Genomic DNA, 24,639 nt, shown 5'->3' with positions numbered 1-24,639 from the left:
AGGTACGTCAGAATCCGCCGGCTTGTGCGCCTGGGTAGGGCTCTCTAAGGTTGCCCGGTCGCTGAATTTCTCAGTGATCGGGTTTAGTAGCCCGAGCAGCCCCATACAAATGTGCATGAGCTTCATCTGTCGGACTTACCTGTCTGTGCTTGATGGTGGCTGTGCGCAGGGCGCCCTCGTGGCGCGCCGGGTTTTTGTGTGGGTCTACCGGTCTACTAACCTGCGTGCAGCCGCCACCCTTTCGTTTAGTAGCGATCAGGTGGTGGCCCAGTTAGAGATCCTACCTATGTTCAAAGCAACTCCAAATCCCCCCGCCTTATTCACCGTCAGCCCCGACGCCAACAGCGAAAGCCTGATCGCCAACAGCTACGAGACGTTTTCCTCGGTCAGCACATTATTGCTCGACCTGTCTGATGAACTCACCGGCAAAGACCGCGACACGGCATTGGCGATTCACCAGTTGAGTGAGTTGGGCGTATTGCTGATGGGCAAGCTGATGGATCAGGAATCACCACTTATCTAACAGACCGCACGCGGTCAAACTGTGGGAGCGGGCTTGCTCGCGAATGCGGTGTGTCAGCGGACCGTTCCATCACTGATACACCGCATTCGCGAGCAAGCCCGCTCCCACATTTTTGATCCTGCCCACTTAACACCTCGCCGTGCCTTCTGGCCCCTGCTAAATTGCCCCCTGCCTTCTCACCCTCGTCAGGAAAGCACCATGGGCCATTCGCTGAAAATCCTCGGTCGCACTTCTTCCATCAACGTGCGAAAAGTCCTGTGGACCTGCCAGGAACTGGATATCCCCTACGACCGCGAAGACTGGGGCATCGGCTTCGCCTCCACCCAGTCCGCCGAATTCCTGGCCCTGAACCCAAACGCCCAAGTCCCGGTGATCATCGACGACAACGGCGTGCTGTGGGAATCCAACACCATCTGCCGCTACCTCGTGAGCCTGCACCAACGCCACGACCTGTTGCCCACCGAGCCGGCCGCCCGTGCCAGGGTCGAGCAATGGATGGACTGGCAAGCCACCGAACTCAACCCGTCGTGGGGCTACGCCTTCCACGCCCTGGTGCGCAAGAACCCGGACTACCAGGACCCGCAACGCATCAAAGCCGGGGTAAAAAGCTGGAACGACAAGATGGGCCTACTGGAACAGCAATTGATCAAAACCGGCGCCTACGTCGCCGGTAATGACTTCACACTCGCCGACATCCTCATCGGCCTGTCGATGCACCGCTGGTGGATGACGCCCATGGAGCATCCGTCCTACCCGGCCGTCAGCGCTTACTACGAAACCCTCAGCCAGCGCCCCGGCTTCAAAACCTTCGCCCTCGATGGCCATAACTAAAAACAAGGACTACACAATGAACGGACTCAACGTACTACTCACCGGCGCCTGCGGCCGCATTGGCAAGACGTTTTTCGAAGCGTCGAAAGACCGCTACCGCTTCACCCTCACCGATCGCATCGAGCCGGATTTCGCCCTCGGCGAACACCGTTTCATCCGCGCAGACCTGAGCGACAAAACCGCCCTCGCCGCCCTGCTCGACGGCATTGACGTGATCGTGCACCTGTCCGGCATCCCTCACGCCAGCGCCACCTTCGACGAGTTGCTGCCCAACAACATCCTGGCCACCACCTACCTGTTCGAAGCCGCCGTGGCTGCGGGCGTGAAGCGCCTGGTGTTCGCCAGCAGCGCCCAGACCATCGAAGGCTACCCGGTCGACCGGCAAATCACCCCCGGCATGCAGGTGATGCCCGCCAACCTGTACGGCGTGAGCAAATGCTACGGCGAAGCCCTGTGCGGTTTTTACGCTGCCAAAACCCCGCTCTCCACCATCGCCCTGCGTATTGGTGCATTCGAATTCCCGGAAGCCCCCGACCTGAACAACGCCCGCGACCTCAGCGCCTGGCTCAGTCCGCGGGATGCCGTGCAATTGCTGCAACGCTCGGTAGAAACCGAAGGTGTGAAACACCTGATCGCCCACGGCATCTCCAACAACCGCTTCAAACGCCTGGACCTCAGCGAAACAACCCGTGTGCTGGGTTACCAACCGGTGGATGATGCGTTCCAGGAATTCGAGATCCCGATCACTTATTGAGTCTTCTGCCCATGTCTTTCCCTTCTACCGCAGACGGCATCGACCCGATCCGCGCCGCGCACATCAGCGCGCGCATTGATCGGTTGCCCGCCGTCGCCACCGTCTGGCGCTTGGTGGCGCTGCTGTCGATTGGCGGTTTTTTCGAGCTGTATGACTTGTTCCAGACTGCCTATATCAGCCCCGGCCTGATCAGTGACGGAATTTTCCACACCGGCAGCCAGGGTGTATTCGGCTTCTCTGACCAGGCGGCCTTTGCCTCGGCGACCTTCCTCGGCCTGTTCCTCGGCGCCAGCCTGCTCAGCCCGATTGCCGACCGTTACGGGCGCCGGGCGATCTTCACCTTTGCGTTGATCTGGTACACCGTCGCCACCGTGTTGATGGGCATCCAGACCTCCGCACTGGGCATCATCTGCATGCGCTTTTTGGTGGGCATTGGTTTGGGGATCGAGCTGGTGACCATCGACGCCTACCTCTCGGAACTGGTGCCCAAGCGCATGCGCAGTTCGGCATTTGCCTTCGCGTTTTTCATCCAGTTCCTGTCGGTGCCGGCGGTGGCCTTGATGTCGTGGTGGCTGGTGCCCCAGGCGCCGTTCGGGATCTCCGGCTGGCGCTGGGTGGTGCTGAGCAGTGCGGTGTTTGCGCTGTTTATCTGGCAACTGCGCAAGCGCCTGCCGGAGTCACCGCGCTGGCTCGCGCAAAAAGGCCGCTTCGACGAGGCCGGGCAGATTATGGACAGCCTCGAAGCGCGCTGCCAGAAAGACCACGGCAAGCCGCTGGACGAACCGGAGCCGGAAGCCGTCAGCGTGCAGGGCCAAGGGCGCTTTGCCGATATCTGGCAACCGCCGTACCGGCGCCGGGCGTTGATGCTGATTGTGTTTCACGTGTTCCAGGCCATCGGCTTTTTCGGCTTCGGCAACTGGCTGCCGGCGCTGCTCTCGGGCCAGGGCGTGAGCGTCACTCACAGCTTGGGTTATGCCTTCATCATCACCCTCGCCTACCCGCTGGGGCCGCTGCTGTTTGTGAAGGTGGCGAACCGGTTTGAAAACAAATGGCAGATTGTCGGCTCGGCCCTGGGGGCGGTGATCTTTGGCAGTTTGTTCGCGCTGCAAACCACCGCCGTGGGGCTGGTGATCTGCGGGGTGATGATCACCTTCTGCAACGCCTGGCTGAGTTTCAGTTATCACTCCTACCAGAGTGAGCTGTTCCCCACCAATATCCGCGCCCGGGCGGTAGGTTTCTGCTATTCGTTCAGTCGGCTGTCGACGGTGTTCAGCAGCCTGTTGATCGGTGTGATCCTCGAACACCTCGGCACGCCCGGCGTGTTGGCGTTTATCGCCAGCAGCATGTTGATTGTGATGATCACCATCAGTTGGTTCGGCCCGCGCACCCGCAACCTGGCGCTGGAGAACATTGCCCACTAGCGGCAAACCCTGGCCGTCGGCATGCCAAGGCTTGCCGACGGTGGCGGCCAAAAGCCCCGTAAACACGGGGCCACACCATTGGGCACGCTAATTGCTCCACCTGTGGCACCGCCCACATCCACAGGTGTCCTGATCATGCTGATCAACAACAATCCCCAGGCTCAGTCGACGATCCAACGCATCAAGCGCGCAGACATGGACCCGGCCAACGCTGCCGCCAGCGCGCTGTACAGCGGTGCCGCGCAAAACGCGCAAGGTGCCGCCGGCGTGTCCACCACCCAGGCCGCCGCGGATGCCAAGGCTGACAACATCGACGCAGCCTTTGCCAAGACCCGCGTGCAGTTGCAGGCCACCACCGCGACCACGTCGAGCACCGATGTGCCCAAGACCGACTCCACCACGTCGGCCCGCAGTGACTTCACCGACTACATGAAGAAAAGCCCGGCCGAGCGCATCCGCGAGCAACTGCTCAAGGAACAGGGTTTGACCGAAGAAGATGTGAAAAACCTGCCACAGGAAAAGCAGGACGCCATTTCCAAGGAAGTGGCCGCACGCCTGAAGGACCAGCAGGCGCAGCAAGTAGCAGCGAAAACCGCTGACCCGCAGGCGCAGACGGTGAAAGAGACCCTGGCTGCGATCTAAGCAACACCACAAACCAAATGTGGGAGCGGGCTTGCTCGCGAATGCGGTGTGTCAGTCAATCCATGTGCTGACTGACACACCGTATTCGCGAGCAAGCCCGCTCCCACACAAGCTCATTCCACATTTGATCTGCGGTGTTACTGCAGTTGCAGTGTCGAGTTGAACTGACTGATCGCATCCACCACATGCCGTGACCCTTCCTGAATCTCCAGGATCACCTGCCCCGCTTCATTCGCCAGCTCCACCCCAAGCCCCGTGCGGCTCAAGCTCGACTGCATGCTCGACACCGCGCTGATCGACAGGTCGTGGTTCTTGCGCACCACATCCACAATCTCGATCGTCGCCTGGCTGGTACGTGCTGCAAGGCTGCGCACCTCATCTGCCACCACCGCAAAACCTCGCCCATGCTCACCCGCCCGGGCCGCTTCGATCGCGGCGTTGAGTGCCAGCAGGTTGGTCTGGTCGGCAATGCCCCGGATGGTCTGGACGATGCTGCCGATAATGTCCGACTGCTTGCTCACCGCATCGATACTCACGGCAGCCTCATTCAGGTCGCGAGAGATTTCTTCGATGATCTGCACGGTCTGCTGCACCACTTCCGAACCCTTGCGGGCGCAGGCGTCGTTCTGCACCGAGGTGGCGTGGGCCGAGTCGGCGGCGGTGCGCAAGGTGGTGACCTGGTCGGTGATGTCACTGGCGAACTTCACCACTTTGTACAGGCGTCCGCTGGCATCGAAGATCGGGTTGTAGGAGGCTTCCAGAAACAGTGTTTGGCCGAATTTGTCTTTGCGCTCAAACCGATGGGAGTGATATTCGCCGCGATTGAGCGAGGCCCAGAATGCCTTGTAGGCCGGCGAATCGGTCTCACCCCGATGGCAGAACATACTGTGATGCTGGCCGACGATTTCACCGAGGGAATACTTCACTGTCTTCAGGAAGTTGTCGTTGGCATTCAGAATCTGGCCTTGCGGAGTGAATTCAATCACCGCCATGGAGCGGCCGATGGCGTCGATCAAGCTTTGGTTTTCATGCTCGTGGTGAATCCGCGCCGAGATGTCAGAGGCCACCTTGATCACGCTCTGCACCTGGTTGTCGGCACCGATTACCGGCATGTAACTGGCCTCCAGCCACACTTCCTGACCATGCTTGTTCAACCGCATGAAGGTGCCACTGAGAGGCTCGCCCCGCGCCAGGTCGCGCCAGAGCTTGGCGTAGGCGTCGGTGTGGGTGTAGGCCTCTTCGCAGAAAATCCGGTGATGCTGGCCGCGAATTTCTTCGGCGCGGTAGCCCATGGTCCTGCAGAAGTTTTCATTGGCATCCAGCACGATGCCGTCGCGATCAAACTCGATCATTGCCATGGAACGGCTGATGGCGGCCAATTTGGCTTTGGCTTCGGTAAGCGCACAGGAGAAACGTTCGATTTCCAGCAGGTCGGATTTGTGTTGGCGGTTGAACATGGCGGATCACCCTTTATTTTCCCGACGCCCACGCGGGCGCATTCCATTCACGGTTTGAATCTTGATCGCAGACCTTTATGGGGGAACCTATCCGAAACGCTTTATATGCCGAGCGTCATCAACGGTTCTGGGTGAGCATAGACAGGCGTTGGCGCTATGCAAGGCCACTAGTCAGCCAGCATTTGCAACAAAGCATTAACCACTGCGGAAGGCGGTTGGTGGCGTGATGTCACCAACGCAAACTCGCGATGCACCGGCTCCGCCAGCGGCATGATGCGCAAGCCGTGGCGCTGGGCCGGCAGGGTCATCTCGGGTACCAGGGTGACGCCGACACCTTCGCGCACCAGGCTGAAGGCGCTGTTCCATTCCCGCACTTCCACCCGTACCTCGCGCAATGTCAGACCGGCTTCCTGCGCCAGGCTGCGGGCGTTGACGGTGCAGCCGCCGGTGGCAAGCACAAAGGGTTGCTCCACCAATTCTTCCAGCGTCACGGTTGCCTGCGCCGGGCGCCGGGAAAACCCGTGGGCCATCGGCAGCACCGCCACCCAGTTATCGCGCCCCAGCACCGCAGCATTGCGCTCGGAAGGCGGGTTGAGCACCACCCCCAAGTCGATCAGATTTGCGTCGAGCAAGGTGTTCACTTCATCGTCCGTGACTTCCAGGGCCGTGACCTCGATGCCCGGGTAAAGCTGGTTGAACCGCCGCAGCAGCGGCGGCAGGAACACCGCCAGCACCATGGGGAAACTCGCGATGCGAATCGTCCCACGCAGCATCGGCCGCGCTTCGTCCACCGTGGTGCGAATCGCCTGCAACGCTCCCAACATCACCCGCGCCTGCTCGATCACTTGCAGGCCCAGGGCGGTGGGCAAGGTCTGGCGTGCTTCACGTACAAACAACTGCGCACCGAGGTTGGCCTCCATGGCCGCCATGGCCTGGCTGGCGGCGGACTGGGTCATGCCCACCCGCTCGGAGGCCGCGGTGATACTGCCGTTGTCCGCCACGGCCACCAGCAGGCGCCAGTGCATCAGGTTCATCATGGCAGTAGCTGTCCTTATGGCAGGATTCTGAAAGATTAATTTTACGCAAGGTGCCATGCCCACGAGACTGAAGGCAACTGTCCTGCGGAGTTGCCCCGATGAAGCTGTATTTTTCCCCGAATGCCTGTTCCCTCGCGTCCCATATCGTGCTGCGGGAACTGGCCCTACCGTTTGAATTGATTCGCGTCGACAACCAGAAAAAGCTCACCGCTGACGGTGATGATTTCCTGCAAATCAACCCCAAGGGCTACGTGGCGGCGCTGCAACTGGACAACGGCGAGGTGCTGACCGAAGGCGCCGCGATCTTGCAATACCTGGCCGACCGGGTGCCTGCAGCAAGACTGGCGCCAGCCAATGGCAGTTGGGAGCGGGTGCGTTTGCAGGAGTGGCTGAACTTTGTCTCCAGCGAGATTCATGGCGGGCTGGGGGTGTTGTTCAAGGACGCGATTCCGGATGAGGTGAAGGCGCTGTTCAAGGCCACGCTGTTCAAGCGGTTTGCGATTCTGGTGCAGACCCTGGAGCGTCAGGACTACCTGCTGGGCGCGCAGTATTCGGTGGCGGATGCGTACCTGTTTGTGGTGCTGCGCTGGGCGGGGTTGTTTGATATCGATTTGCAGCAATGGCCGGCGCTGGCGAAGTTCCAGCAGCGGATCAGCGAGCGGCCGGCGGTAATTGCCGCCCTGACCGCTGAAAATCCATGACCTGAAATGCAGTCAAAAATGTGGGAGCTGGCTTGCCTGCGATAGCGATGGTGAATCCAATACCGCTATCGCAGGCAAGCCAGCTCCCACATTTGGTCTTCATAGTCTTAGAGAATGGGTTTCAAGCCATCGTTTTCGATGAATGCACTTAACGCCAGCACATCCACCGACCCCGATCGATCCTGATCCAGATGCGCCACCTGGCTGCGCACTGCCTCATGAATACGCCGGGTGCCCTGCCCCAGTTGAACCGTGCCGCGCAGGTCCACTGCCTGCGCCGCCACGATCAACTCAATGCTGCCCAGCCACACCACGCGCTGCACCAGCCGCCGGGTTTTCTCGACCACCGCCAACGCCTGCCCCGCATAATCTTCCACTCGATCCGCCACCGGCACGCTCACCGCCGGGATCGGATTGGCCAAATGCCCAATCTCCGCCACCAACGCCGAACCGGTGCGCTGCAAGGCGGCCATGCCTACGTGCCCGGGCTGTTTGATCAAAAAGCGTGGCAGTTCACTGGAGGCCGGCGACAGCAACTTGGCAATCCGCTCGGCGCTGCACACCGCCACACGGCTCAACGCCAGGCCCAAGCCTTCGGCCGCCAGCGCGAGATGGGTGCTGTCGAAATTGGCCGTGGCCAGCGCCAACGCGTCTTCGCTGATCAACGCCGGATTGTCCGCGCCGCTGGCCAGTTCCAGTTCGATCAACTCGCGCAACGCCTGCACCGCCTGTTGCGCCGCGCCTTGAATCACCGTGGCACAGCGAAAGCTCAGCGGGTCCTGTAACCGACGCGGGTTATCGGCCAATTCGCCGCCCGCCAGCAATTCCAGCAACGCCGCTGATTGCCCGCTTTGCCCCGGCGCCGGGCGCAACCGCGAAGCCCACGGCTGGAACGGACTGAGGTTGGCCCGATAGCCTTCACACGACAACGCCAGCCCCGCCAACACGGCCTGCAATGCCTGTTCGGCCTCAGCCACCAGCAACGCCCCAAGGCCGATACTCGCAGCGTTGGCCGACACCAGCGCCAGGCCATCCTTGCCCGTCAGTGGTACGTTCAGCGCCAGGCTCAAATGGGCCAACGGCGCCAGGTCACTCTCACCTAATGATCCGAGCAACGGCACCTCGGGTTCGAGGCCGCTATTAAGCAAATCCAACAGCGCCTGCGCCGCCCTTGGCGAAATGCCCGAGCGCCCCTGGGCCAACCCGGCCAACCGGGCTGCCGTGATCGCGCGTAACTCCTGTCGATTAGCCAGGCGCCCAACGCCCACTGCGCGCCCCAGTGGAATGTTTGCCTGCACCGGCGACACCGGCGTATCCACCGCCGCACCCAGGCCGGTGGTCACCCCGTAAATCGGCGTGCCTTCAGCCACCAGGCGCAGCAACAGTTGATGGCCTTCGTCGATACGCTGGCGGGCCGCACCGCTGAAATCAGCCGGTGCATCCTGCCGGGCAATCAACAGTAAATCCTCAATCGCCAAACCATCGGGGTCGAAGCGAATCATGCCCAGCGCAACCGCTGGCCGATGCCCAGGCGCTTGGATTTTTCCAGCAGTGCGTAGCCCAAGGCGATGTCGCTCAGGCTCAACCCACGGTGCCAGAACAGGATGGTTTCTTCGGGTGTTTCGCGGCCGTTCTTCAACCCCGCGACGATCTGCCCCAACTCCGCATGCAAGGTCTCGGCACTGAGTTTCCCGGCATCGACATGGGCGCGCAATGCGCCAAACATACCGTCCTTGCACTGGCCCCAATCGTCCACCACCCGTTTGTGCATGATGTCGGTCAAGGACAATTCCACTGCGCTCATGGTGCCGTAGGGCACGACGAAGGCGCCGGGCTTGATCCACTCGGTACGCAGCAAGGGTTGCGGCTGATCCAGGCGTGACGCCTCCACCACAATGTCGGCGCCGCGCACCGTAGACTCCCAATCGTCGGTGACAATCACCGGTTTGCCGAGGTCCCGGCGCAGGCGCTCGGCGAAGGCTTCGCGGCTTTCGCTGCGCCGCGAGTGCACGCGGATTTCGTCGAAGTCGAACAGATGGTCCAGCAGCCGCACGTTCCAATACGCGGTGCCACGGGCGCCGATGTGCGCGAGGATTTTACTGTCGGGCCGGGCCAGGTATTTGGCGCCGATAGCAGTGACGGCGCCGGTGCGCATGTCGGTGATCGCCGAGGCATCGAGGATAGCCTTGGGGATGCCAGTGGCCGGGTCCAGCAGGTTGAGAATCGCCAGTTCCGAGGGCAGGCCCTTGCGGTAGTTGTCGACAAAGTCGCCCACCACCTTGACCCCGGCGTAGCCGATTGCGCCGCCCAACACACCGCGCAACACGTTGAAGTGGCCGTTGATTTCACCGCCGGGAATCAGGTGCATGCGCGGCTCGATCACCGCCTCGCTGCGGCCCTGGATCGCCAGGCTGGATTCGATGGCGTCGAGGATTTCGTCGTTGGTCAGGGCCAGTTCGTCGATGTCCAGGCCGTTAAGGAAGTCGATGTAGATCGGTTGCATGGTCTGCTCACTGATGGGTTACGAAGGTCGACGCTGAAGATGCTTTTATGTGGCGAGGGAGCTTGTTATGGGGCCTTGAACACAACTTGCTGCACATCGACCTTTTTCGGGATCAGGCCATTGGCAAAAAACGCGTCGGCGGTGCCTTGTTGGGTGGCGATGTCCGTCGCGTTCAGTGGCCGGCTCGGCGTCGGCGAGCGATGCTGGAAGTAGCTTTCCACCACCGCCGGCTGCAAGCCCAGTGTCTTGGCCATCAGCGCGACGCTTTCGTCGTGCTGGTCCAGGGACAACCGCTGCGCCTGGGCAAACACCTTGAGAATCGCAGCAATCGCCTGCGGGTGCTGCTTGGCAAACGGCCCGCTGGCGATGAAGAAACTGCCCGCCGGGTTCAGCCCCTGGCCATCCCCCAACACTTTCGCCGAACCGTCCACCACCGCCGCCGAGTAGTACGGGTCCCACACGACCCAGGCGTCGACCTTGCCTTGTTCAAACGCGGCACGGCCGTCGGAGGGCGACAGGTACACCACGTTCACATCCTTCCACTGCAAGCCCGCACGCAGCAGGCTTTTGAGGAACAGGTTGTGGGCGCTGGAACCCTTGAGCAGCGCAACGCGCTTGCCCTTGAGTTCGGCCACGCTTTGCACGGTGCTGTCCTTGGGCAGCAGGATCGCTTCGGTGCGCCCGTCATTGGGTTCGACGCCGATGTAGCGGATGTCGATGCCGGCAGCCTGGGCGAAGATCGGCGGGATGTCGCCGATATTGCCGATGTCGATGCTGCCGCCGTTCAAGGCTTCGATCAGCGGCGGGCCGCCGAGGAATTCGATCCACTCGACCTTGGTGCCCGGCAGCCCTTCTTCGAACAGGTGATGCTCACGGGCGAGCACCATGCTCACCGAGCTTTTCTGGTACCCGACGCGCAGGGTGGCCGGGTCTGCCGCCAGCAGAGGCCCGGCGCACAGCGCCAACAGTGTGGCAGCGATGAGCTTGTGCATCAGAGACTCTCCTTGACCTTGGCTGCGACGTCCGCCGGCACCCATTGCTGCCAGACCTGCGGTTGTTCTTTCAGGAAGGCTTCGGCCACTTGGCGCGGCGCGGTGCGTTTCTCGGCCATTTGCGCGAGGATGCCGTTGAGCAGGTCAATCGGCAGGTCGACCTTTTCAAAGAACGTCACCAGTTGCGGGTACTGCGCCTTGAACGGCGCCGACACGCCAATCGCCAGGTGCGCCGGCATCGAGCGAGTACCGATGGGGTGCGGGTTGTTGGCGTCGGCCAGGGTCTTCCAGGCTTCGGCGTTGAACGGTGGCTCTTCCAGTTTGATCAGCTTGAAGCGCCCCAACAGCGGCGTCGGCGACCAGTAGTAGAACAGCACAGGTTTGCCGCGTCGGATCGACGAAGCGACCTCGGCATCCAGCGCCGCGCCGGAGCCGGTGCGGAAGTTGACGAAGGTGTCGGTCAGGCCGTAGGCCTTGAGTTTCTGGCTGTTGACGATCTCCGAGGTCCAGCCGGTGGGGCTGTTGAGGAAGCGCCCGCGGGTGGGGTCTTCGGGGTCGCGGAACACATCCTTGTAGCGGGCCAGGTCGGCGACGGATTTAAGCTCCGGGGCCAGGGGTTTGATGCCGCGTTCGGCGTCGCCCTTGATCACGTATTCCGGCACCCACCAGCCTTCGGTGGCGCCTTTGACGGTATCGCCCAGGCCGAACACTTTACCTTCGCTTTCGGCCTTGACCCACGCCGGACTGCGCCCGGCCCACTCTTCGCCGATCACCTGGATATCGTCCTTGGCCAGGGCGGCTTCCAGGCTCACGGTGCTGCCGGGCAAGGTGTCGGTGGGCAGGCCGTAGCCTTTCTCGACGATCAGGCGCAGCACTTCGGTGATGAGGCTGCCGCTTTCCCAGGTGATGTCACCAAAGTGGATCGGTTTGGCAGGTTCGGCGGCTGTGGCGGACTGTGCCAGGACGGTCAGTGCCAGTAGCGAGCTACCGAGCAGGTTTTTGAGTGTTCTCATAAGTAGCCTCTTGGAGATTCAAGACAGATCCAGAGTGGGCAGTGTCAGTGTGGGAGCTGGCTTGCCTGCGATGCAGACACCTCGGTTTTTCAGGAAGACCGAGGTGATGCAATCGCAGGCAAGCCAGCTCCCACAGTTGATCTCCACACCTTTCTAGATCAGGGTTTAAAAGTCATAACTGAGCCGCGTGTAGTAAAACGCCCCTTCCGGCGCCGTCGGCGACAGGTAGCTGTATTGCTGGCCCGGGGTCTGGCGCAAACGTGTGTTGTAGTCATCAGGCTTGCTGTCGAACAGGTTGTTGACGCCCACCGACACCCGCAGTTGTTTGGTGAAGGCGTAGTTCACGTCCAGGTCGGTGGTCCATTGCGCGCTGAAGGTCTGGTCGTACTGGGCGTTGGCTTCGCTCGAGGCATATTTGCGGTACTTGCCGTAACGGGTTTCGTTGAGGGCGATGGTCCATTGGTTGAGCTTGTGGACCGCGCCGAACACCAGCTTGTCTTCCGGGTAACCGTGCTCCAGGAAGCCACGGGATTCGCGGGTCAGCACTTCGAAACCATTGGGGTTTTCGTGGACCTTTTCGATGGTGGTGCGGGCCTTGGTGTAGCCCGCCGACAGGTTCAGGTTGCCGAACTGCTCAAGGTCCAGGTTGTACTTGCCCACGATGTCGACGCCACGGGTGCGGGTGTCGGCGGCGTTGGTCATGAACTGCGCCCAGGAGTACTGGCCGTAGCCGGCATCCTTGAGGATCTGCTCGGCCAGTGGCCCGGAAATCCCGCCGCTGAACAGCAGGCGGTCACGAATCGAGATCTGGTAGGCGTCGATGGTCAGCGAGGCCTGTTCGGTTGGGCGCAGCACCAGGCCCAGGGAATAGTTGGTGGACTTCTCGGGTTTCAGCGGCTGGGCACCGAGGGCGCGGGCGGCCGGGTTGTCGGCCGGCAGCATGCGGGTCAGCACCGGGTTGCCGTTGGCGTCGAGGTTGGTGGTGGTGGTCCAGGAAGTACCGATCTGCCCCAGGCTCGGCGCGTGGTAGGCGTTATTGACCGTGGCCCGCAGGCCGACTTGCGGGGTGAAGTCATAGCGCGCCGAGAGCTTGCCGGTGGTGGCCGAGCCGAAGTCCGAGTAGTGCTCGGTACGCCCGGCAATGCCCACCTGGAGCTTGTCGGTGACCTGGTTTTCCAGGCCGAAGTACACGCCGCCTACATCACGCTTGAAGGTGCCGGCGTCGTCCGGGGTCAGGCCCGACGCTTGCACCGCACCAACCTGCACGCCGTCGATGCCGCCGTAGGAGTAGGAATCGTAGTCGCCCGCCTCCAGCCGATACTGTTCATGCCGGTAGGCAACGCCCGCCGACACGGTGAGGGGATGGCTCGACCAGTCGACGTTCAGATCCTTGGCGTAATCCAGGGTGATGTTGGTCTGGTCGTTGACCAGCGTGGCCACGTTGAACTTGGTCGGGCTGTTGAGTCCATAGCTCGGGTTGACGGTGTTGAAGGCCAGTTCGTCGTGCTCGTCGCGGCCATAGGTGGCGCTCAAATCGAAGCGGCCGATGCTCTCGTCTTCGTAGCGGGTGCCGACGGTGACGGCGCCGTCTTCATAGCGATAGCGGTATTTCGGGATGGTGCCGTTGGGGTAGATCCCGGCCACGTTGTTAGGGCTGCTGGCCAGTAGCGGCGGCGTGTTGTTGACCGAGGTGTCCTGGCCGAAGGTGGCGAAGCTGTAGAGACGCCATTGGTCATTCAGGCCGATCTCGGCGTTGGCCGCCAGGTTGTATTTGTCGCGCCCGGCACCGCCCCAGCGCGGGTCTTGTACCTGGCCATCGGCGACGTATTTGTCGCCGATGTCATCGGGTTTGTTGTTCAGGGTGTTGAAGCTCAGGGTCAGGAAACCGTCCCCTGGCAAGCCGATACCGTACCAGCCATCGGTGGTTTTGCTGAAGCCGTCGCCTTGGGCGTATTTGCCCAGTTGGGTGTTGATGCCGCCACCGCTGTCGCGCTCCTTGAGCACGATGTTGACCACCCCCGCCACCGCGTCAGACCCGTATTGCGCCGAGGCGCCATCGCGCAGCACTTCGACGTGGTCGATGGCGCTGATGGGGATCATGTCCAGGTCCACCGGCTGCGCGCCAATGAACGGCACGCCGCCGGAAATGTTCACCACCGCCGAGGTGTGCCGGCGCTTGCCGTTGATCAGCACCAGGGTCTGGTCCGGGGACAAGCCGCGCAGGGACGCGCCTTTCGGATCCTGGCCGCGGGTGGCGCTGTTGTTCTGCGGAAAGTTGAACGACGGCAGCAGTTGGAACAGCGCCTGGTTAAGGCTGGTGGCGCCGGTTTGCTTGAGTTCTTCGGCGTTGATCACGTCTACCGGGGCGCTGCTGGTCAGGGCCGTGGCATCGCTGCGACGGGTACCGATGGCGACCACGCGGTCGAGGGTCGGCGCCTGGGCTTCGGCGGTTTGCGCCTTGATGTTGTTGCTGGCGGGCGCGGCTTTGGCGCCTTCCTTGATGATGAAGGCACCGTCCGGGCTGACCTGGACTTGCAGGCCGGTGCCCTTGAGTGCGGCGTCTACGGCCTGTTGCGCCGACAGTGAACCGTCGACCCTGGCCGAGGAATAGTTGCCCAGCTGCGGCGTGAAGGAAATCACTTGGCCGCTCTGGCGGCTGATGTTCAGCAGCACTTCGTCCAGCGGGCCGGGCGCGATGTGGTAGACCTGTCGCGCGTCTTCGGCGCTGGCAGCGAAAGACAGGAACAGACTGGCCAACGGCACCAGGGCAAAGGTTCGAAGCGGTGTACGGTTGAATGGGCTCACGTTGGCTCCCCCCAAGGAAACTCCTGAGCGCTGCTCCCCGCAGCGCTTACGGGAGTGATGTGGGATGGCCGGGGCAAAACTTGCAGATCGTTTGGTTATGTCGTTAGAACCGACATTCGGAAACGACGCGGTCAACTGTGGGAGCTGTCGAGCTTTAGCGAGGCTGCGATGGTGTCTCTGCGGTACATCTGAGAGGCCGAGGTGCTCGCATCGCAGGCAAGCCAGCTCCCACCTTGATCGAGGTGAACCGTTTTCAGGTGGCACTGACGGTCACCCACAAACCGGTCCGACGGGTGATGTGGATCGGCAGGGTGCGCGCCAGGGTGTCGAGGATCTGGTCGGGATTGTCGAGGCGGTACAGGCCGCTGACCCGCAACCCTGCTACTGCCGGATCGAGGCGCAGCACGCCGTTGTGATACGGGCGCAGTGCATCGATCACCTCCACCAGCGGGCGGTCGCGCACCTGCAGGAAGCCATCGATCCAGGCGGTCGCGCCTGAGGAACTGGCGAGCACCGGGCCGAAGCCGAAGCGGTCGTAAGTGACCTCGTGCCCGGCCTCCAGCTGCAGGCGTTCGCCGTTCTGGCCGTCGATCTCCAGGGCGCCGTTGAGCGCAACCACGTGGCCCCGCCCCTCGCGCTCACGCAACAGCAGGCGATTGCCATCGGCGCGCACTCGGGCCTGGTCGGTCTGGATGAAAAACGGCCGGTGGCTGTCCTTGGCGATCTTCGCCAGCAACTCACCGTCGCGCAGGCGCACCACGCGGCGTTGTGGGTCGAATTGAATATCGGCGGCACTGCGGGCGTTGAGCAGTAACTCGCTGCCATCGGCCAGCTCTACAGTGCGCCGTTCGCCGGTGCCGGTGCGGATATCGGCGGTCAAATCCTCCACCACCGGCCGGGCCAGCCAACCGGCGCCCAGCATCAGGCCAGCGCCCACCAGGGCGCCGCGCAACACGGTGCGGCGGCTGGATGGCGCGTCCAGTGCCTGCTGCAATACCCTGCCGCTGACGCCTTGGGCCTGCGGGATTTGAAACACACCAAGGCGGGTTTCCAGTTGTTGGCACAAGGCTTCGTGACGCGGATCTGCGGCGCGCCACTGGTGATAACGCTGCCAGTCCGTGGCACTCGCCTCGCCGGAGCGCAGCAACACCACCCAGCGAGTGGCGCTGTCGATCAGTTCGTCACTCATTCCAGGCACAGCCGCAGGCAGCGATTGACGGCGCGGGTCATGTAGTCGCTGACCGAGCGTTGGGAAATGCCCAGCTCGGCCGCGATTTCCGGGTAGGTCAAGCCGTTGAGTTGCGACAACAGGAAGGTCGCCTTGACCTTGGCCGGCAAGCCGTCGAGCAACTGGTCGATGGCCTGCAGGGCTTCGAGCATTTGCGCGAGGTCTTCCGGGGATGGCGCGGGCGAGGTTTCGTCCTGATCGAGGGCGTCGAGGTAGGCGCGCTCCAGGTCTCGACGGCGCCATAGCTGGTACATCAGGCGTTGGGCGATGGTGGTGAGCAAGGCGCGTGGCTGGCGGATCGGCGCCACGCCCGGGGAACTCAACAGTTGGACGAAGGTGTCGGCGGCGATGTCTTCGGCGTGGGCACGGGAATCGAGATGGCGGTGCAAACGGCCGCACAGCCAGTCGTAATGACTGCGGAATAATCCGCCCACGTAATCGCTGTGAGAAGTGTCGGCGCCGGACATAGTGGCTCCATCTGAGTAGGTTGCGCGTTATGTCCGGTGTTCCGGTGGAGCGATCCTAGCAAGGCTGCTTATTCTTTAATAATATTTAAAAGGCATTTTTATATAACCTATCGTTCCCACGCGGAGCGTGGGAACGATCATTGGAGGAGTGGATAACCCAGGGCTTCGGCCTGTTGCTGGTAATCCAGCAGCATCTGGTAATCCGCTTCGCTGGCGGGCAGCACTGCGTGTACGCCGAGGGTTTGCACCACGTCGGGCAGGTCCTGCAAGGCCAGGTTCATGGCCTCCCGCAGGTGTTCACTTGAGCCCGGCGCGGTGATGTACGGCAACGTCGGGCTGGGCGCACTGCGGGTGACGATCCGCAGCCCGGCCACTTCCTGCGGCGCAAAACGCGCGAGGTAGTCGAAGGTCACGCTGTCGATGGCGGCAAGGTCGGCGCGGTTTTCACGCAGCCAGCGCAGGCTTTCGCGATGAGCGCCGCTGATGCCGACTTCGGCAAAGAACCGACCGCCCTGCTGCAGCGGCGCCAGGCGTTCACGCAGCAGGTTCATGCCGCTGTTGGAGTCATGGCCGTTGATCACGCCGCGGCTGTTATGGAAGTCGGCCAAGGCGGTGCGTGGATTGTCGTCGCGGGTCAGCAGCAGGCTGCAATGCTGGCCGCCGCTGCTGTGGGGCAGTTCGTAGCGCGGGCGGCCAATCACCTGGACTTGCCCGCGCAACTCGGTCATCAGCGGGTAGCCGCAGGTTTGCGTCAGCAGCAATTCGGGGGCGCGCCACAGGCTGCGCAGGTCGAGATGTTCGGCATTGCGGCGGGTCAGGCCCAGGCGTTCAAGGATGCGCGAAAGCCAGCGCTCATTGGCCTGTTGCACTTCTTGTGGCGCCACGTACATCAGCAGTTCGGCGTAGCGGTCACTCATGATCGTCTCTCAAGCAAAGGGATGCCGTGGGCTGTCGATGGCCTTGAGCCCGTGACGGCCGATCAACTGGCCGTAACCCTGCACCAGGAACCCGCCGCTGCGCGCCACCCATTGTTCCCGGCGCGCACGATAGACGGTGGGCAGCAAGTACCACGGCAACTTCGGCAAATCGTGATGCACCAGGTGCAGGTTGTTGTTGAGGAACAGCCAGGTCCACAGCCAGGCCGCTTCATTGAGCACCGTGCGCTGTTCCGGTTGTGGGTGCGGGCGGTGTTCATAGTAGGAACGGATCGCCGCCACCGACAAGGCCGGCACGCTGACCAGCACCACGTAGTGCCACACCGGCAACACGCTGTAGTGGGCAATGAAGGTCAGCATCAGCACGGTCACGGTGCCATGGCTCAGCCACATCAACCAGGCTTGGCGCTGGCCTTGGCGCAGACGCCTGAATTCGTTGCGCGCCAGTTTCCACAGCGCCAGCGGCGAACCCAGCAGGAAGCGCCCGAGGACGGTCTTGGTCAGCCAATGCAGGGTGCGCTCAAAGGGTGAACTCGCTGACCACTGCAATTGATTCAGGTAGCGGCTTTCCGGATCGACACCCGGCACCGTCAAGTCTTCGTCGTTGTGGTGCACCAGGTGGCAGTTGCGGTACAGGGTGTAGGGGTACCAGACGGCAAACGGCGCGTAGCCGAGGACTTTGTTCAGGGCATTGAAACGGGTGGGATGGCCGTGCAGGAGTTCGTGTTGCAGGGACATCCACAGCGTCACAAGCGGAATCAACAGCGCGGTACTCAGCCACAGGCCAAGCCAATGGCTGCCGAGCATCACCGTAAACCAACCGGCATACACACCGATCAACAGCAGCCAGGTCGGCCACTCGGTGCGAGCGGTAATGGTCTGGGCCAGGGCTTCGATTTCGAGGCTGTGGGTTTCATCAAGATAGTTGGACATCGGCAGCTCAGGGCAGGCGTGGCCGACGAAAAAGTCGGCTTCATCCTGCTCTGTGCAATGAGGCGGGGAAATCTTGCAGATCGTTTGGTGCTTAGCTTAGAACTTAATGACCGAACAGATTGCTGTCGGTTTTCTTGGCCTTTTTCTCGGCGCGTTTTTCATCGGCGGTCTTTGCCGGTTTCTTCTTGTCAGCTTTCTTGGAATTCAGACCTTTGGCCATGATGCGTGCTCCACTTACAGGGGATGTAACACTGGGTATAACACCGATTGCCCAACAGAAGGCGCTTTGCCCGACTTATAATCTTCGCCCCCTGAATTCGCGTGTTTGAAAACCATGCCCGAGTTGCACATCGACCGACTGGCAGAGCCTCTGTGGCCGCTGCTGAACAAGTTCTACCGCAGCCATAACTCACCGATGAAGGCCCTCAAGGGCGGCCAGTTGTGGGTGGCCAAAGGCAGCGAGATTATCGCGGGCCTGTGCCTGACGCCGGTGGTGGGCGGGCAATGGTTGACCGGGCTGTTTGTCGACCCGGCGATGCGTGGCCAGGGGCTGGCGGCGCAATTGGTTCGAGCCTCGGTGGCCGGTGTTGAAGGCACGGTATGGCTGCTGTGCCATCCGGACCTGGAAGGCTTTTACCAACGCCTGGGTTTTACCCAGGACACGTTGCTGCCGCAGTCTCTGTCCGAGCGCCTGGTGCGTTACAAACGTAACAAGCCAATGATTGCGATGGGCTTAGAACCGTTGGTGAGGTCGACCTTCAATAAAGTTTGATCAGCCGTTGTGGGCCCCATGCTAGCCTCGACGGCACCAGCGGCCCATTACAGGATGATCATGAAAGCGACCCTTGCAGCCTTCTCCCTTGCAGCCCTCCTCGCCCCGGCCTTGAGCCAGGCAGCCGAAGCGCCGGTTTCCGCCGAGCAGTACGCAAGCGTGCTCGCCGGCAGTTGGCGCCTGCCGGCCAACAGCGCGCGCGATGTTTATCGTCACCCGCAACAGACCCTGGAATTCTTTGGCTTGCGGGCTAACCAGACCCTGATCGAAATCACCCCGGGTGGCGGCTGGTACAGTGAAGTGCTGGCGCCATTGCTCAAGGACAACGGCCATTACATCGCCGCTGTGCAGGCCCCCAGCAGCAGTGCCTATGCGCGTACGTCAGAGGAAAACCTGAAGAAGAAATTCGCCGCAGACCCGGTGCATTATTCCAAGGCAGGCTTTGCCGAGTTCGACCCCAAGGCGCCGGTGCTGGGCACGCCAGGCTCGGCGGACACTGTGCTGACTTTTCGCAACGTGCATAACTGGGTGATGGCGGATACGGCGCCGGCGATGTTCGAGGCGTTCTTCAAGGTGTTGAAGCCGGGTGGCGTGCTGGGGGTGGTGGATCACCGGGCCAAGGATGGGGCATCACTGGAAGACATCAAGCACAGCGGTTACCTGACCACGGCGTATGTGGTGAAACTGGCGACCGATGTGGGGTTCAAGCTTGAGGGACAGAGTGAGGTGAATGCCAACCCGAAAGACACCAAGGATTACCCGGATGGGGTCTGGACCTTGCCGCCGGCGTTGACGTTGGGGGAGAAGGACAAGGCGAAGTATGTGGCGATTGGTGAGTCGGACCGGATGACATTGCGGTTTGTGAAGCCCGCAAAATCTGAATGAACATGACCTGATTGTGGGAGCTGGCTTGCCTGCGATGCAGGCACCTCGGTGTATCAGCTAAACCGAGGTGATGCTATCGCAGGCAAGCCCGCTCCCACAGTTTGATGTGTGTTTTGCCTGAGGGTTATTCGTCTGCCGTCGGATCCATATCCGGGAACATCACTTCAATAAACCCGAATTTGCTGAAATCGGTAATCCGCGACGGATACAGCCGGCCGATCAGGTGATCGCACTCGTGCTGTACCACCCGTGCGTGAAAGCCTTCGGCGATCCGCACAATCGGCTCGCCCTTGGGGTCAAACCCTTCGTAGCGAATCTGCTGGTAGCGGTCCACTGCCCCACGCAAACCAGGCACCGACAGGCACCCTTCATAACCCTCTTCCAGCACCGGGCTGAGCGGCGTGATCAGCGGGTTGATCAGGATGGTCTGGGGCACGGCGGGCGCGTCGGGGTAGCGTTCGCTGCTCTCGAAACCGAAGATCACCAGTTGCAGGTCCACGCCAATCTGCGGTGCGGCCAGGCCAACGCCGCCGACGTGTTCCATGGTCTGGAACATGTCATCAATCAACTGCCACAGCTCGGGGCTGTCGAACATCTCCGGCGGAACCGGCGGGGCAATACGCAGCAGGCGTTCATCGCCCATTTTCAGGATTTCACGGATCATCGATCAGACTTCGTCGGTAGTGGGCTTGAGTGAGGGGTCTCGGCCGAGGCCGGAAACATGCTTTTTTTCGTCGTGCTCGTCAAAGTCCTTTTCACCAGGATCCTTGCCTTCCGCCGACATGTGTTCGATCACCGCGTTCATCTCCGCCCCCAGCAACAGCACGGCGGCCGAAATGTAGAAGTACAGCAGCAACACAATGATCGCGCCGATACTGCCATACATGGCGTTGTAGTCTGCGAAGGTTTTGACGTAGTAGCCAAACCCCAGGGAAGCGATGATCCAGACCACCACCGCCAGCACCGATCCTGGGGTGATAAAGCGAAACTTCTGCTTCACGTCAGGCATCACGTAGTACATCAAGGCCACGGAAAACATCAACAGGATCACGATCAGCGGCCAGCGCAGGATGGTCCACAGCGTGACCACGAATTCCTGCATGCCGATCTGCCCCGCCAGCCATTCCATCACCTGCGGCCCAAGCACCATCAGTGCAGCGGCGGCCAACAGCATGCCGGCGAAACCTACGGTGTAGAAAATCGACAACGGGAAGCGCTTCCAGATCGGCCGGCCTTCCACCACGTCGTAGGCGGCGTTCATCGCACTCATCATCAGGCGCACACCCGCCGAGGCGGTGTACAGCGCAATCACGATACCCACCGACAACAGTCCACCCTTGGATTGCTGCAACTGGTCGATCACCGGGTTGACCTGCTCCAGGGCCTGGGGCGGCAATACCAGTTCCGATTGCATGCGCAGCCAGGTGAAGAAGTCCGGCAGGTGCAGGAAACCGATCAGGGCAATCAGGAACAGGAGGAAGGGAAACAGCGAGAACAGCATCTGGTAGGCCAGTGCCGAGGCGTACGTAGGCATCTCGTCATCGAGGAACTCTGTGACGGTGCGCACCAGCACTTTGTGCAGGGGCAGGCCTTGTAATACCGGAAAAATCATAGCGTCTCCTTTCGCCGCAAAAAATATGAGTTCGTGGGCGACTCAGGGGCCGTTTTCTACATCAAGGTAGCCCATTTGGCGACCTTGAAACAATTTCCAATGTTTAATCACTACGGGTGACACAAAAACGGCCATCCGTGGATGGCCGTTCGGCTGCTGGAGAGCAGTCAGCCAGGTCAGGACTATTTGACCGCTTTCTTTACCGCGTCCTTGGTGTCGCCGACTGCTTTTTGCACTTCGCCTTTCTTTTCCTGAACCACGCCTTCAGCCCGCAACTTGTCGTTGCCGGTGACTTTGCCAACACCTTGTTTGATGTTGCCGACGGCTTCGTTCGCCAAACCTTTTGCCTTATCCGATGTGCTACTCATGGTATTTCTCCTGGGAACAATCGAGGATTTTGGTCACTACGTAATCGTTGACCCTTGGCCTTTCCAGAGAGTTTCAATTATTTTTTGAGCGGCATTTCATCGCGCCGTACAGGTTTGGCTTTATGTTTTGCAGCCAACCCACGAGAATGCCGGGCACATCCAGGCGCAAGCGCTGGATAACAGATCCCGTAGGAAGGTTATGAAACTCAATAAAGCACAGGCCATCGCCCGCAGAAACCAGGAACTGGGCGGTGCCGTACTCGGCGTCAACAACTGCCACTTCACCGACCTGGACCGCAAACGCAACATCTGGTGGTTCGACCTGCCGGTGGGCCGGATTGCCGTGGGCCAGTACGAGTGGATTCACTTGTTGATGCACAACGCCGAAAGCGACCAGTTGCTGCACCTGAAGGTGCCGACGGTGTTTTTGCGCGAGAAGCTGGAAGGGCTGGTGGTGCGTAATGCTGGCAAGCGTAAGCCGGAGATTACCCTGGAGCTGAGTGCCGACAAGGACTCGTTCCTGAAGGATGTACGCCCGGCCGGTGCCGGTGTGAGCTTCGCGCAATTCGCACTGTAGGAATACGGTTCAAACCTGTGGGAGCTGGCTCGCCTGCGATAGCGGTGGGTCAGCTAACACGGCGGTGACTGGCCCACCGCTATCGCAGGCAAGCCAGCTCCCACATTTGGATTGCATTCCAAGTGGCGGAATCATCGCCAATAAAAAGCCCCGCATCTGCGGGGCTTTTTGTTGGGGCCGATTTACTTCTTCAAACCCAGCTTTTTCAGTTCTTCGTCCCGCAGTTCACGACGCAGGATCTTGCCCACGTTGGTGGTCGGCAGCGCATCGCGGAACTCCACGGCCTTGGGCACCTTGTAGCCGGTGACGTTGGCACGCATGTGCTCCATCACCTGGTCTTTTGTCAGGGTGGCACCGGGCTTGACCACGATGAAGATCTTGATGTGTTCCCCGGACTTCTCGTCCGGCACACCAATGGCCGCACATTGCAGCACGCCCGGCAGGGTCGCCAGCACGTCTTCCAGCTCGTTGGGGTACACGTTGAAACCGGAGACCAGGATCATGTCCTTCTTGCGGTCGACAATGCGCATGTAGCCATCGGGCTGGATGATCGCGATGTCACCGGTCTTCAGCCAGCCTTCGCTGTCGAGGATCTCAGCGGTGGCGTCTTCGCGCTGCCAGTAGCCCTTCATCACTTGCGGGCCCTTGACGCACAACTCGCCCACTTCACCCAGCGCCAGCTCGACGCCGTCATCAGTGATGACCTTGCACAGGGTCGACGGCACCGGAATGCCGATGGTGCCGATCTGGATGTTCTGGATCGGGTTCACGGTGGCCACCGGGCTGGTTTCGGTCATGCCGTAACCTTCACAGATGGAGCAGCCGGTAACCGCTTTCCAGCGCTCGGCCGCCGCCAGTTGCAGGGCCATGCCACCCGACAGGGTGACTTTCAACGCCGAGAAATCCAGCTTGCGGAAGGCGTCGTTGTTGCACAGCGCAACAAACAGGGTGTTCAGGCCGACAAAGCCGCTGAACTTCCACTTCGACAGTTCCTTGACCATCGCCGACAGGTCGCGCGGGTTGCTGATCAGGATGTTGTGGTTGCCGATCAGCATCATCGCCATGCAATGAAAGGTGAAGGCATAGATGTGGTACAGCGGCAGCGGGGTAATCAGGATCTCGCAGCCTTCATTGAGGTTGGAGCCCATCAGCGCCTTGCACTGCAGCATGTTGGCGACGAGGTTGCGGTGGGTCAGCATCGCGCCCTTGGCCACGCCGGTGGTGCCGCCGGTATATTGCAGCACGGCCACGTCACTGGCGTCGGGGCTGACTTCGTTCACCGGCTGGCCGTGGCCCTTGGCCAGGACGTCGTTGAACTTGATGGCCTTGGGCAAGTGGTAAGCCGGGACCATCTTCTTCACGTACTTGATGACGCTGTTGATCAGCAGGCGCTTGAGCGGCGGCAACAGGTCGGCGACTTCGGTGACGATCACGTGCTTGACGGAAGTCTTGGGCACGACTTTTTCAGCCAGGTGCGCCATGTTGGCCAGGCAAACCAAGGCCTTGGCACCGGAGTCGTTGAATTGGTGTTCCATTTCCCGCGCGGTGTACAGCGGGTTGGTGTTGACCACGATCAAGCCGGCACGGATGGCACCGAATACGGCGACCGGGTATTGCAGGACGTTGGGCAGTTGCACGGCGATTCGATCACCGGGCTGCAAGTCGGTATGCTGTTGCAGGTAGGCGGCAAAGGCGCCGGACAGTTCGTACAGTTCACCGTAGGTGATTGTCTTGCCCAGGTTGCTGAAAGCCGGTTTGTTGGCGAAGCGTTGGCAGGACTGTTTCAGTACCGCCTGAATATTCGGATACTCGTCTGGATTGATTTCTGCAGCAATCCCGGCGGGGTACTTATCCTTCCAAAAGTCTTCGATCATGGAAGCCCACTCCTCAGCGACGCGAATTCATTCATCGCATTTGATGCGATTATTATTTGTTTGTTTTTGGGTGAGTCTGGCGGTTAAAAGCAGGCCAAGAGGTCACAAAGCGCGCCGAGAGTAGCAGCTTTGCCAAAGGCCGCCTAGAGCCAAAAGAGGCCCCTACGGTCATAATCATGACTCAAGAATATCTAATGGTCATTTTTAGAGCAAAGATTCTATAAGCCGATAAAAGGCTCTGGAATGGGCTCTACAGGGCTAAAAAACAATGTGGGAGCTGGCTTGCCTGCGATTGCGATTCGTCAGCCA

Annotated in this window: 23 protein-coding genes and 2 pseudogenes; 9 read left to right on the top strand and 16 right to left on the bottom strand. The window is 61.0% G+C overall.

Translation table 11 applies throughout. The features are described from left to right. Positions 1 to 286 precede the first annotated feature (286 nt). The 5 genes from JFU58_RS08000 (at position 287) to JFU58_RS07980 (ending at position 4,171) form a co-directional block, all read left to right on the top strand. Positions 287 to 523 carry a DUF6124 family protein gene (locus JFU58_RS08000; protein ID WP_017475955.1) on the top strand — a complete coding sequence of 79 codons (237 nt, stop codon included), beginning with the start codon at positions 287 to 289 and terminating at the stop codon, positions 521 to 523. Positions 524 to 721: 198 nt separating this feature from the next. After that, positions 722 to 1,354 (top strand): glutathione S-transferase family protein, encoded by a 633-nt coding sequence (locus JFU58_RS07995; protein WP_201140197.1) that lies wholly within the window; start codon positions 722 to 724, stop codon positions 1,352 to 1,354. Positions 1,355 to 1,370: 16 nt separating this feature from the next. Continuing rightward, positions 1,371 to 2,108 carry an NAD-dependent epimerase/dehydratase family protein gene (locus JFU58_RS07990; protein WP_093206920.1) on the top strand — a complete coding sequence of 246 codons (738 nt, stop codon included), beginning with the start codon at positions 1,371 to 1,373 and terminating at the stop codon, positions 2,106 to 2,108. Between the two features lie 11 nt (positions 2,109 to 2,119). Further along, on the top strand, positions 2,120 to 3,529 hold the full coding sequence (locus JFU58_RS07985; RefSeq protein ID WP_177025691.1) for an MFS transporter: 1,410 nt from the start codon (positions 2,120 to 2,122) through the stop codon (positions 3,527 to 3,529). A gap of 135 nt (positions 3,530 to 3,664) precedes the next feature. Then, on the top strand, positions 3,665 to 4,171 hold the full coding sequence (locus JFU58_RS07980) for a hypothetical protein (protein ID WP_063027741.1): 507 nt from the start codon (positions 3,665 to 3,667) through the stop codon (positions 4,169 to 4,171). Positions 4,172 to 4,308: 137 nt separating this feature from the next. Here JFU58_RS07980 and JFU58_RS32580 read toward each other — a convergent pair. The 3 genes and pseudogenes from JFU58_RS32580 to JFU58_RS07970 form a co-directional block, all read right to left on the bottom strand. Further along, positions 4,309 to 4,734: pseudogene (locus JFU58_RS32580) on the bottom strand (methyl-accepting chemotaxis protein); the annotation flags it as partial. Between the two features lie 165 nt (positions 4,735 to 4,899). After that, positions 4,900 to 5,523: pseudogene (locus JFU58_RS32575) on the bottom strand (PAS domain-containing protein); the annotation flags it as partial. 272 nt (positions 5,524 to 5,795) lie between these two features. After that, positions 5,796 to 6,665 (bottom strand): LysR family transcriptional regulator, encoded by an 870-nt coding sequence (locus tag JFU58_RS07970; protein ID WP_063027737.1) that lies wholly within the window; start codon positions 6,663 to 6,665, stop codon positions 5,796 to 5,798. A 98-nt stretch (positions 6,666 to 6,763) separates the two neighbouring features. Here JFU58_RS07970 and gstA point away from each other — a divergent pair, with 98 nt between their 5' ends. Further along, on the top strand, positions 6,764 to 7,366 hold the full coding sequence (gene gstA, locus JFU58_RS07965) for a glutathione transferase GstA (protein ID WP_201140196.1): 603 nt from the start codon (positions 6,764 to 6,766) through the stop codon (positions 7,364 to 7,366). Positions 7,367 to 7,473: 107 nt separating this feature from the next. Here gstA and JFU58_RS07960 read toward each other — a convergent pair whose 3' ends face one another. From JFU58_RS07960 to JFU58_RS07920, 9 genes are all read right to left on the bottom strand, one after another. Beyond that, positions 7,474 to 8,868 (bottom strand): aromatic amino acid lyase, encoded by a 1,395-nt coding sequence (locus JFU58_RS07960; RefSeq protein WP_201140195.1) that lies wholly within the window; start codon positions 8,866 to 8,868, stop codon positions 7,474 to 7,476. Further along, positions 8,865 to 9,869 carry an ornithine cyclodeaminase family protein gene (locus JFU58_RS07955; protein ID WP_063027731.1) on the bottom strand — a complete coding sequence of 335 codons (1,005 nt, stop codon included), beginning with the start codon at positions 9,867 to 9,869 and terminating at the stop codon, positions 8,865 to 8,867. Before JFU58_RS07955 ends, JFU58_RS07960 begins: the two co-directional genes overlap by 4 nt. 65 nt (positions 9,870 to 9,934) lie before the next feature. Continuing rightward, entirely contained in the window at positions 9,935 to 10,861 is a 927-nt protein-coding gene (locus tag JFU58_RS07950) for an aliphatic sulfonate ABC transporter substrate-binding protein (RefSeq protein WP_093206902.1), read from the bottom strand. Further along, on the bottom strand, positions 10,861 to 11,874 hold the full coding sequence (locus tag JFU58_RS07945; protein WP_063027727.1) for an ABC transporter substrate-binding protein: 1,014 nt from the start codon (positions 11,872 to 11,874) through the stop codon (positions 10,861 to 10,863). The genes JFU58_RS07950 and JFU58_RS07945 overlap by 1 nt, the downstream gene beginning before the upstream one ends. A 165-nt stretch (positions 11,875 to 12,039) precedes the next feature. After that, entirely contained in the window at positions 12,040 to 14,679 is a 2,640-nt protein-coding gene (locus tag JFU58_RS07940) for a TonB-dependent receptor domain-containing protein (RefSeq protein ID WP_201140194.1), read from the bottom strand. A 253-nt stretch (positions 14,680 to 14,932) separates the two neighbouring features. Continuing rightward, a complete protein-coding gene (locus JFU58_RS07935) occupies positions 14,933 to 15,868 on the bottom strand; it encodes a FecR domain-containing protein (RefSeq protein WP_201140193.1) in 936 nt (311 codons plus the stop codon). Then, on the bottom strand, positions 15,865 to 16,374 hold the full coding sequence (locus JFU58_RS07930) for a sigma-70 family RNA polymerase sigma factor (protein WP_003213062.1): 510 nt from the start codon (positions 16,372 to 16,374) through the stop codon (positions 15,865 to 15,867). Before JFU58_RS07930 ends, JFU58_RS07935 begins: the two co-directional genes overlap by 4 nt. Before the next feature lie 137 nt (positions 16,375 to 16,511). Next, the gene (locus tag JFU58_RS07925) at positions 16,512 to 17,291 is read right to left on the bottom strand and encodes a phosphate/phosphite/phosphonate ABC transporter substrate-binding protein (RefSeq protein ID WP_201140192.1); all 780 of its coding nucleotides are present in this window, start codon (positions 17,289 to 17,291) and stop codon (positions 16,512 to 16,514) included. A gap of 9 nt (positions 17,292 to 17,300) precedes the next feature. Continuing rightward, positions 17,301 to 18,242 (bottom strand): fatty acid desaturase, encoded by a 942-nt coding sequence (locus JFU58_RS07920; protein WP_201140191.1) that lies wholly within the window; start codon positions 18,240 to 18,242, stop codon positions 17,301 to 17,303. A gap of 334 nt (positions 18,243 to 18,576) precedes the next feature. Here JFU58_RS07920 and JFU58_RS07915 point away from each other — a divergent pair, with 334 nt between their 5' ends. Next, positions 18,577 to 19,014: a GNAT family N-acetyltransferase gene (locus JFU58_RS07915; RefSeq protein WP_201140189.1), complete on the top strand. Its 438-nt coding sequence runs from the start codon at positions 18,577 to 18,579 to the stop codon at positions 19,012 to 19,014. A gap of 60 nt (positions 19,015 to 19,074) precedes the next feature. Then, positions 19,075 to 19,899: a class I SAM-dependent methyltransferase gene (locus JFU58_RS07910; RefSeq protein WP_201140187.1), complete on the top strand. Its 825-nt coding sequence runs from the start codon at positions 19,075 to 19,077 to the stop codon at positions 19,897 to 19,899. A 124-nt stretch (positions 19,900 to 20,023) separates the two neighbouring features. Here the strand turns inward: JFU58_RS07910 and def are convergent, their stop codons facing one another. From def to JFU58_RS07895, 3 genes are all read right to left on the bottom strand, one after another. Beyond that, positions 20,024 to 20,563 carry a peptide deformylase gene (gene def / locus JFU58_RS07905; RefSeq protein ID WP_003213049.1) on the bottom strand — a complete coding sequence of 180 codons (540 nt, stop codon included), beginning with the start codon at positions 20,561 to 20,563 and terminating at the stop codon, positions 20,024 to 20,026. A gap of 3 nt (positions 20,564 to 20,566) precedes the next feature. Then, on the bottom strand, positions 20,567 to 21,511 hold the full coding sequence (locus JFU58_RS07900) for a YihY/virulence factor BrkB family protein (protein ID WP_063027715.1): 945 nt from the start codon (positions 21,509 to 21,511) through the stop codon (positions 20,567 to 20,569). 182 nt (positions 21,512 to 21,693) lie between these two features. Further along, entirely contained in the window at positions 21,694 to 21,879 is a 186-nt protein-coding gene (locus tag JFU58_RS07895) for a CsbD family protein (protein ID WP_003213044.1), read from the bottom strand. Between the two features lie 199 nt (positions 21,880 to 22,078). On the opposite strand from JFU58_RS07895, the gene JFU58_RS07890 reads away from it, so the two are divergent. Then, positions 22,079 to 22,456, top strand: a complete 378-nt coding sequence (locus JFU58_RS07890) for a hypothetical protein (RefSeq protein WP_003213043.1) — start codon at positions 22,079 to 22,081, stop codon at positions 22,454 to 22,456. A 182-nt stretch (positions 22,457 to 22,638) separates the two neighbouring features. Here JFU58_RS07890 and fadD1 read toward each other — a convergent pair whose 3' ends face one another. Continuing rightward, on the bottom strand, positions 22,639 to 24,330 hold the full coding sequence (gene fadD1, locus JFU58_RS07885; protein WP_017475748.1) for a long-chain-fatty-acid--CoA ligase FadD1: 1,692 nt from the start codon (positions 24,328 to 24,330) through the stop codon (positions 22,639 to 22,641). Positions 24,331 to 24,639 lie beyond the last annotated feature (309 nt).

Source organism: Pseudomonas sp. TH34 (genome assembly GCF_016650865.1).
GTDB classification, from domain to species: Bacteria; Pseudomonadota; Gammaproteobacteria; order Pseudomonadales; family Pseudomonadaceae; genus Aquipseudomonas; species Aquipseudomonas yamanorum.
This window is presented reverse-complemented; position numbering and strand designations above follow the sequence as displayed.

Bases quoted from the DNA above. Each gene is read 5' to 3' on its own strand.
- JFU58_RS08000 (WP_017475955.1), top strand. From the start codon at position 287: ATGTTCAAAGCAACTCCAAATCCCCCCGCCTTATTCACCGTCAGCCCC.
- JFU58_RS07995 (WP_201140197.1), top strand. From the start codon at position 722: ATGGGCCATTCGCTGAAAATCCTCGGTCGCACTTCTTCCATCAACGTG.
- JFU58_RS07990 (WP_093206920.1), top strand. From the start codon at position 1,371: ATGAACGGACTCAACGTACTACTCACCGGCGCCTGCGGCCGCATTGGC.
- JFU58_RS07985 (WP_177025691.1), top strand. From the start codon at position 2,120: ATGTCTTTCCCTTCTACCGCAGACGGCATCGACCCGATCCGCGCCGCG.
- JFU58_RS07980 (WP_063027741.1), top strand. From the start codon at position 3,665: ATGCTGATCAACAACAATCCCCAGGCTCAGTCGACGATCCAACGCATC.
- JFU58_RS07970 (WP_063027737.1), bottom strand. From the start codon at position 6,665: ATGATGAACCTGATGCACTGGCGCCTGCTGGTGGCCGTGGCGGACAAC.
- gstA (WP_201140196.1), top strand. From the start codon at position 6,764: ATGAAGCTGTATTTTTCCCCGAATGCCTGTTCCCTCGCGTCCCATATC.
- JFU58_RS07960 (WP_201140195.1), bottom strand. From the start codon at position 8,868: ATGATTCGCTTCGACCCCGATGGTTTGGCGATTGAGGATTTACTGTTG.
- JFU58_RS07955 (WP_063027731.1), bottom strand. From the start codon at position 9,869: ATGCAACCGATCTACATCGACTTCCTTAACGGCCTGGACATCGACGAA.
- JFU58_RS07950 (WP_093206902.1), bottom strand. From the start codon at position 10,861: ATGCACAAGCTCATCGCTGCCACACTGTTGGCGCTGTGCGCCGGGCCT.
- JFU58_RS07945 (WP_063027727.1), bottom strand. From the start codon at position 11,874: ATGAGAACACTCAAAAACCTGCTCGGTAGCTCGCTACTGGCACTGACC.
- JFU58_RS07935 (WP_201140193.1), bottom strand. From the start codon at position 15,868: ATGAGTGACGAACTGATCGACAGCGCCACTCGCTGGGTGGTGTTGCTG.
- JFU58_RS07930 (WP_003213062.1), bottom strand. From the start codon at position 16,374: ATGTCCGGCGCCGACACTTCTCACAGCGATTACGTGGGCGGATTATTC.
- JFU58_RS07925 (WP_201140192.1), bottom strand. From the start codon at position 17,291: ATGAGTGACCGCTACGCCGAACTGCTGATGTACGTGGCGCCACAAGAA.
- JFU58_RS07920 (WP_201140191.1), bottom strand. From the start codon at position 18,242: ATGTCCAACTATCTTGATGAAACCCACAGCCTCGAAATCGAAGCCCTG.
- JFU58_RS07915 (WP_201140189.1), top strand. From the start codon at position 18,577: ATGCCCGAGTTGCACATCGACCGACTGGCAGAGCCTCTGTGGCCGCTG.
- JFU58_RS07910 (WP_201140187.1), top strand. From the start codon at position 19,075: ATGAAAGCGACCCTTGCAGCCTTCTCCCTTGCAGCCCTCCTCGCCCCG.
- def (WP_003213049.1), bottom strand. From the start codon at position 20,563: ATGATCCGTGAAATCCTGAAAATGGGCGATGAACGCCTGCTGCGTATT.
- JFU58_RS07900 (WP_063027715.1), bottom strand. From the start codon at position 21,511: ATGATTTTTCCGGTATTACAAGGCCTGCCCCTGCACAAAGTGCTGGTG.
- JFU58_RS07895 (WP_003213044.1), bottom strand. From the start codon at position 21,879: ATGAGTAGCACATCGGATAAGGCAAAAGGTTTGGCGAACGAAGCCGTC.
- JFU58_RS07890 (WP_003213043.1), top strand. From the start codon at position 22,079: ATGAAACTCAATAAAGCACAGGCCATCGCCCGCAGAAACCAGGAACTG.
- fadD1 (WP_017475748.1), bottom strand. From the start codon at position 24,330: ATGATCGAAGACTTTTGGAAGGATAAGTACCCCGCCGGGATTGCTGCA.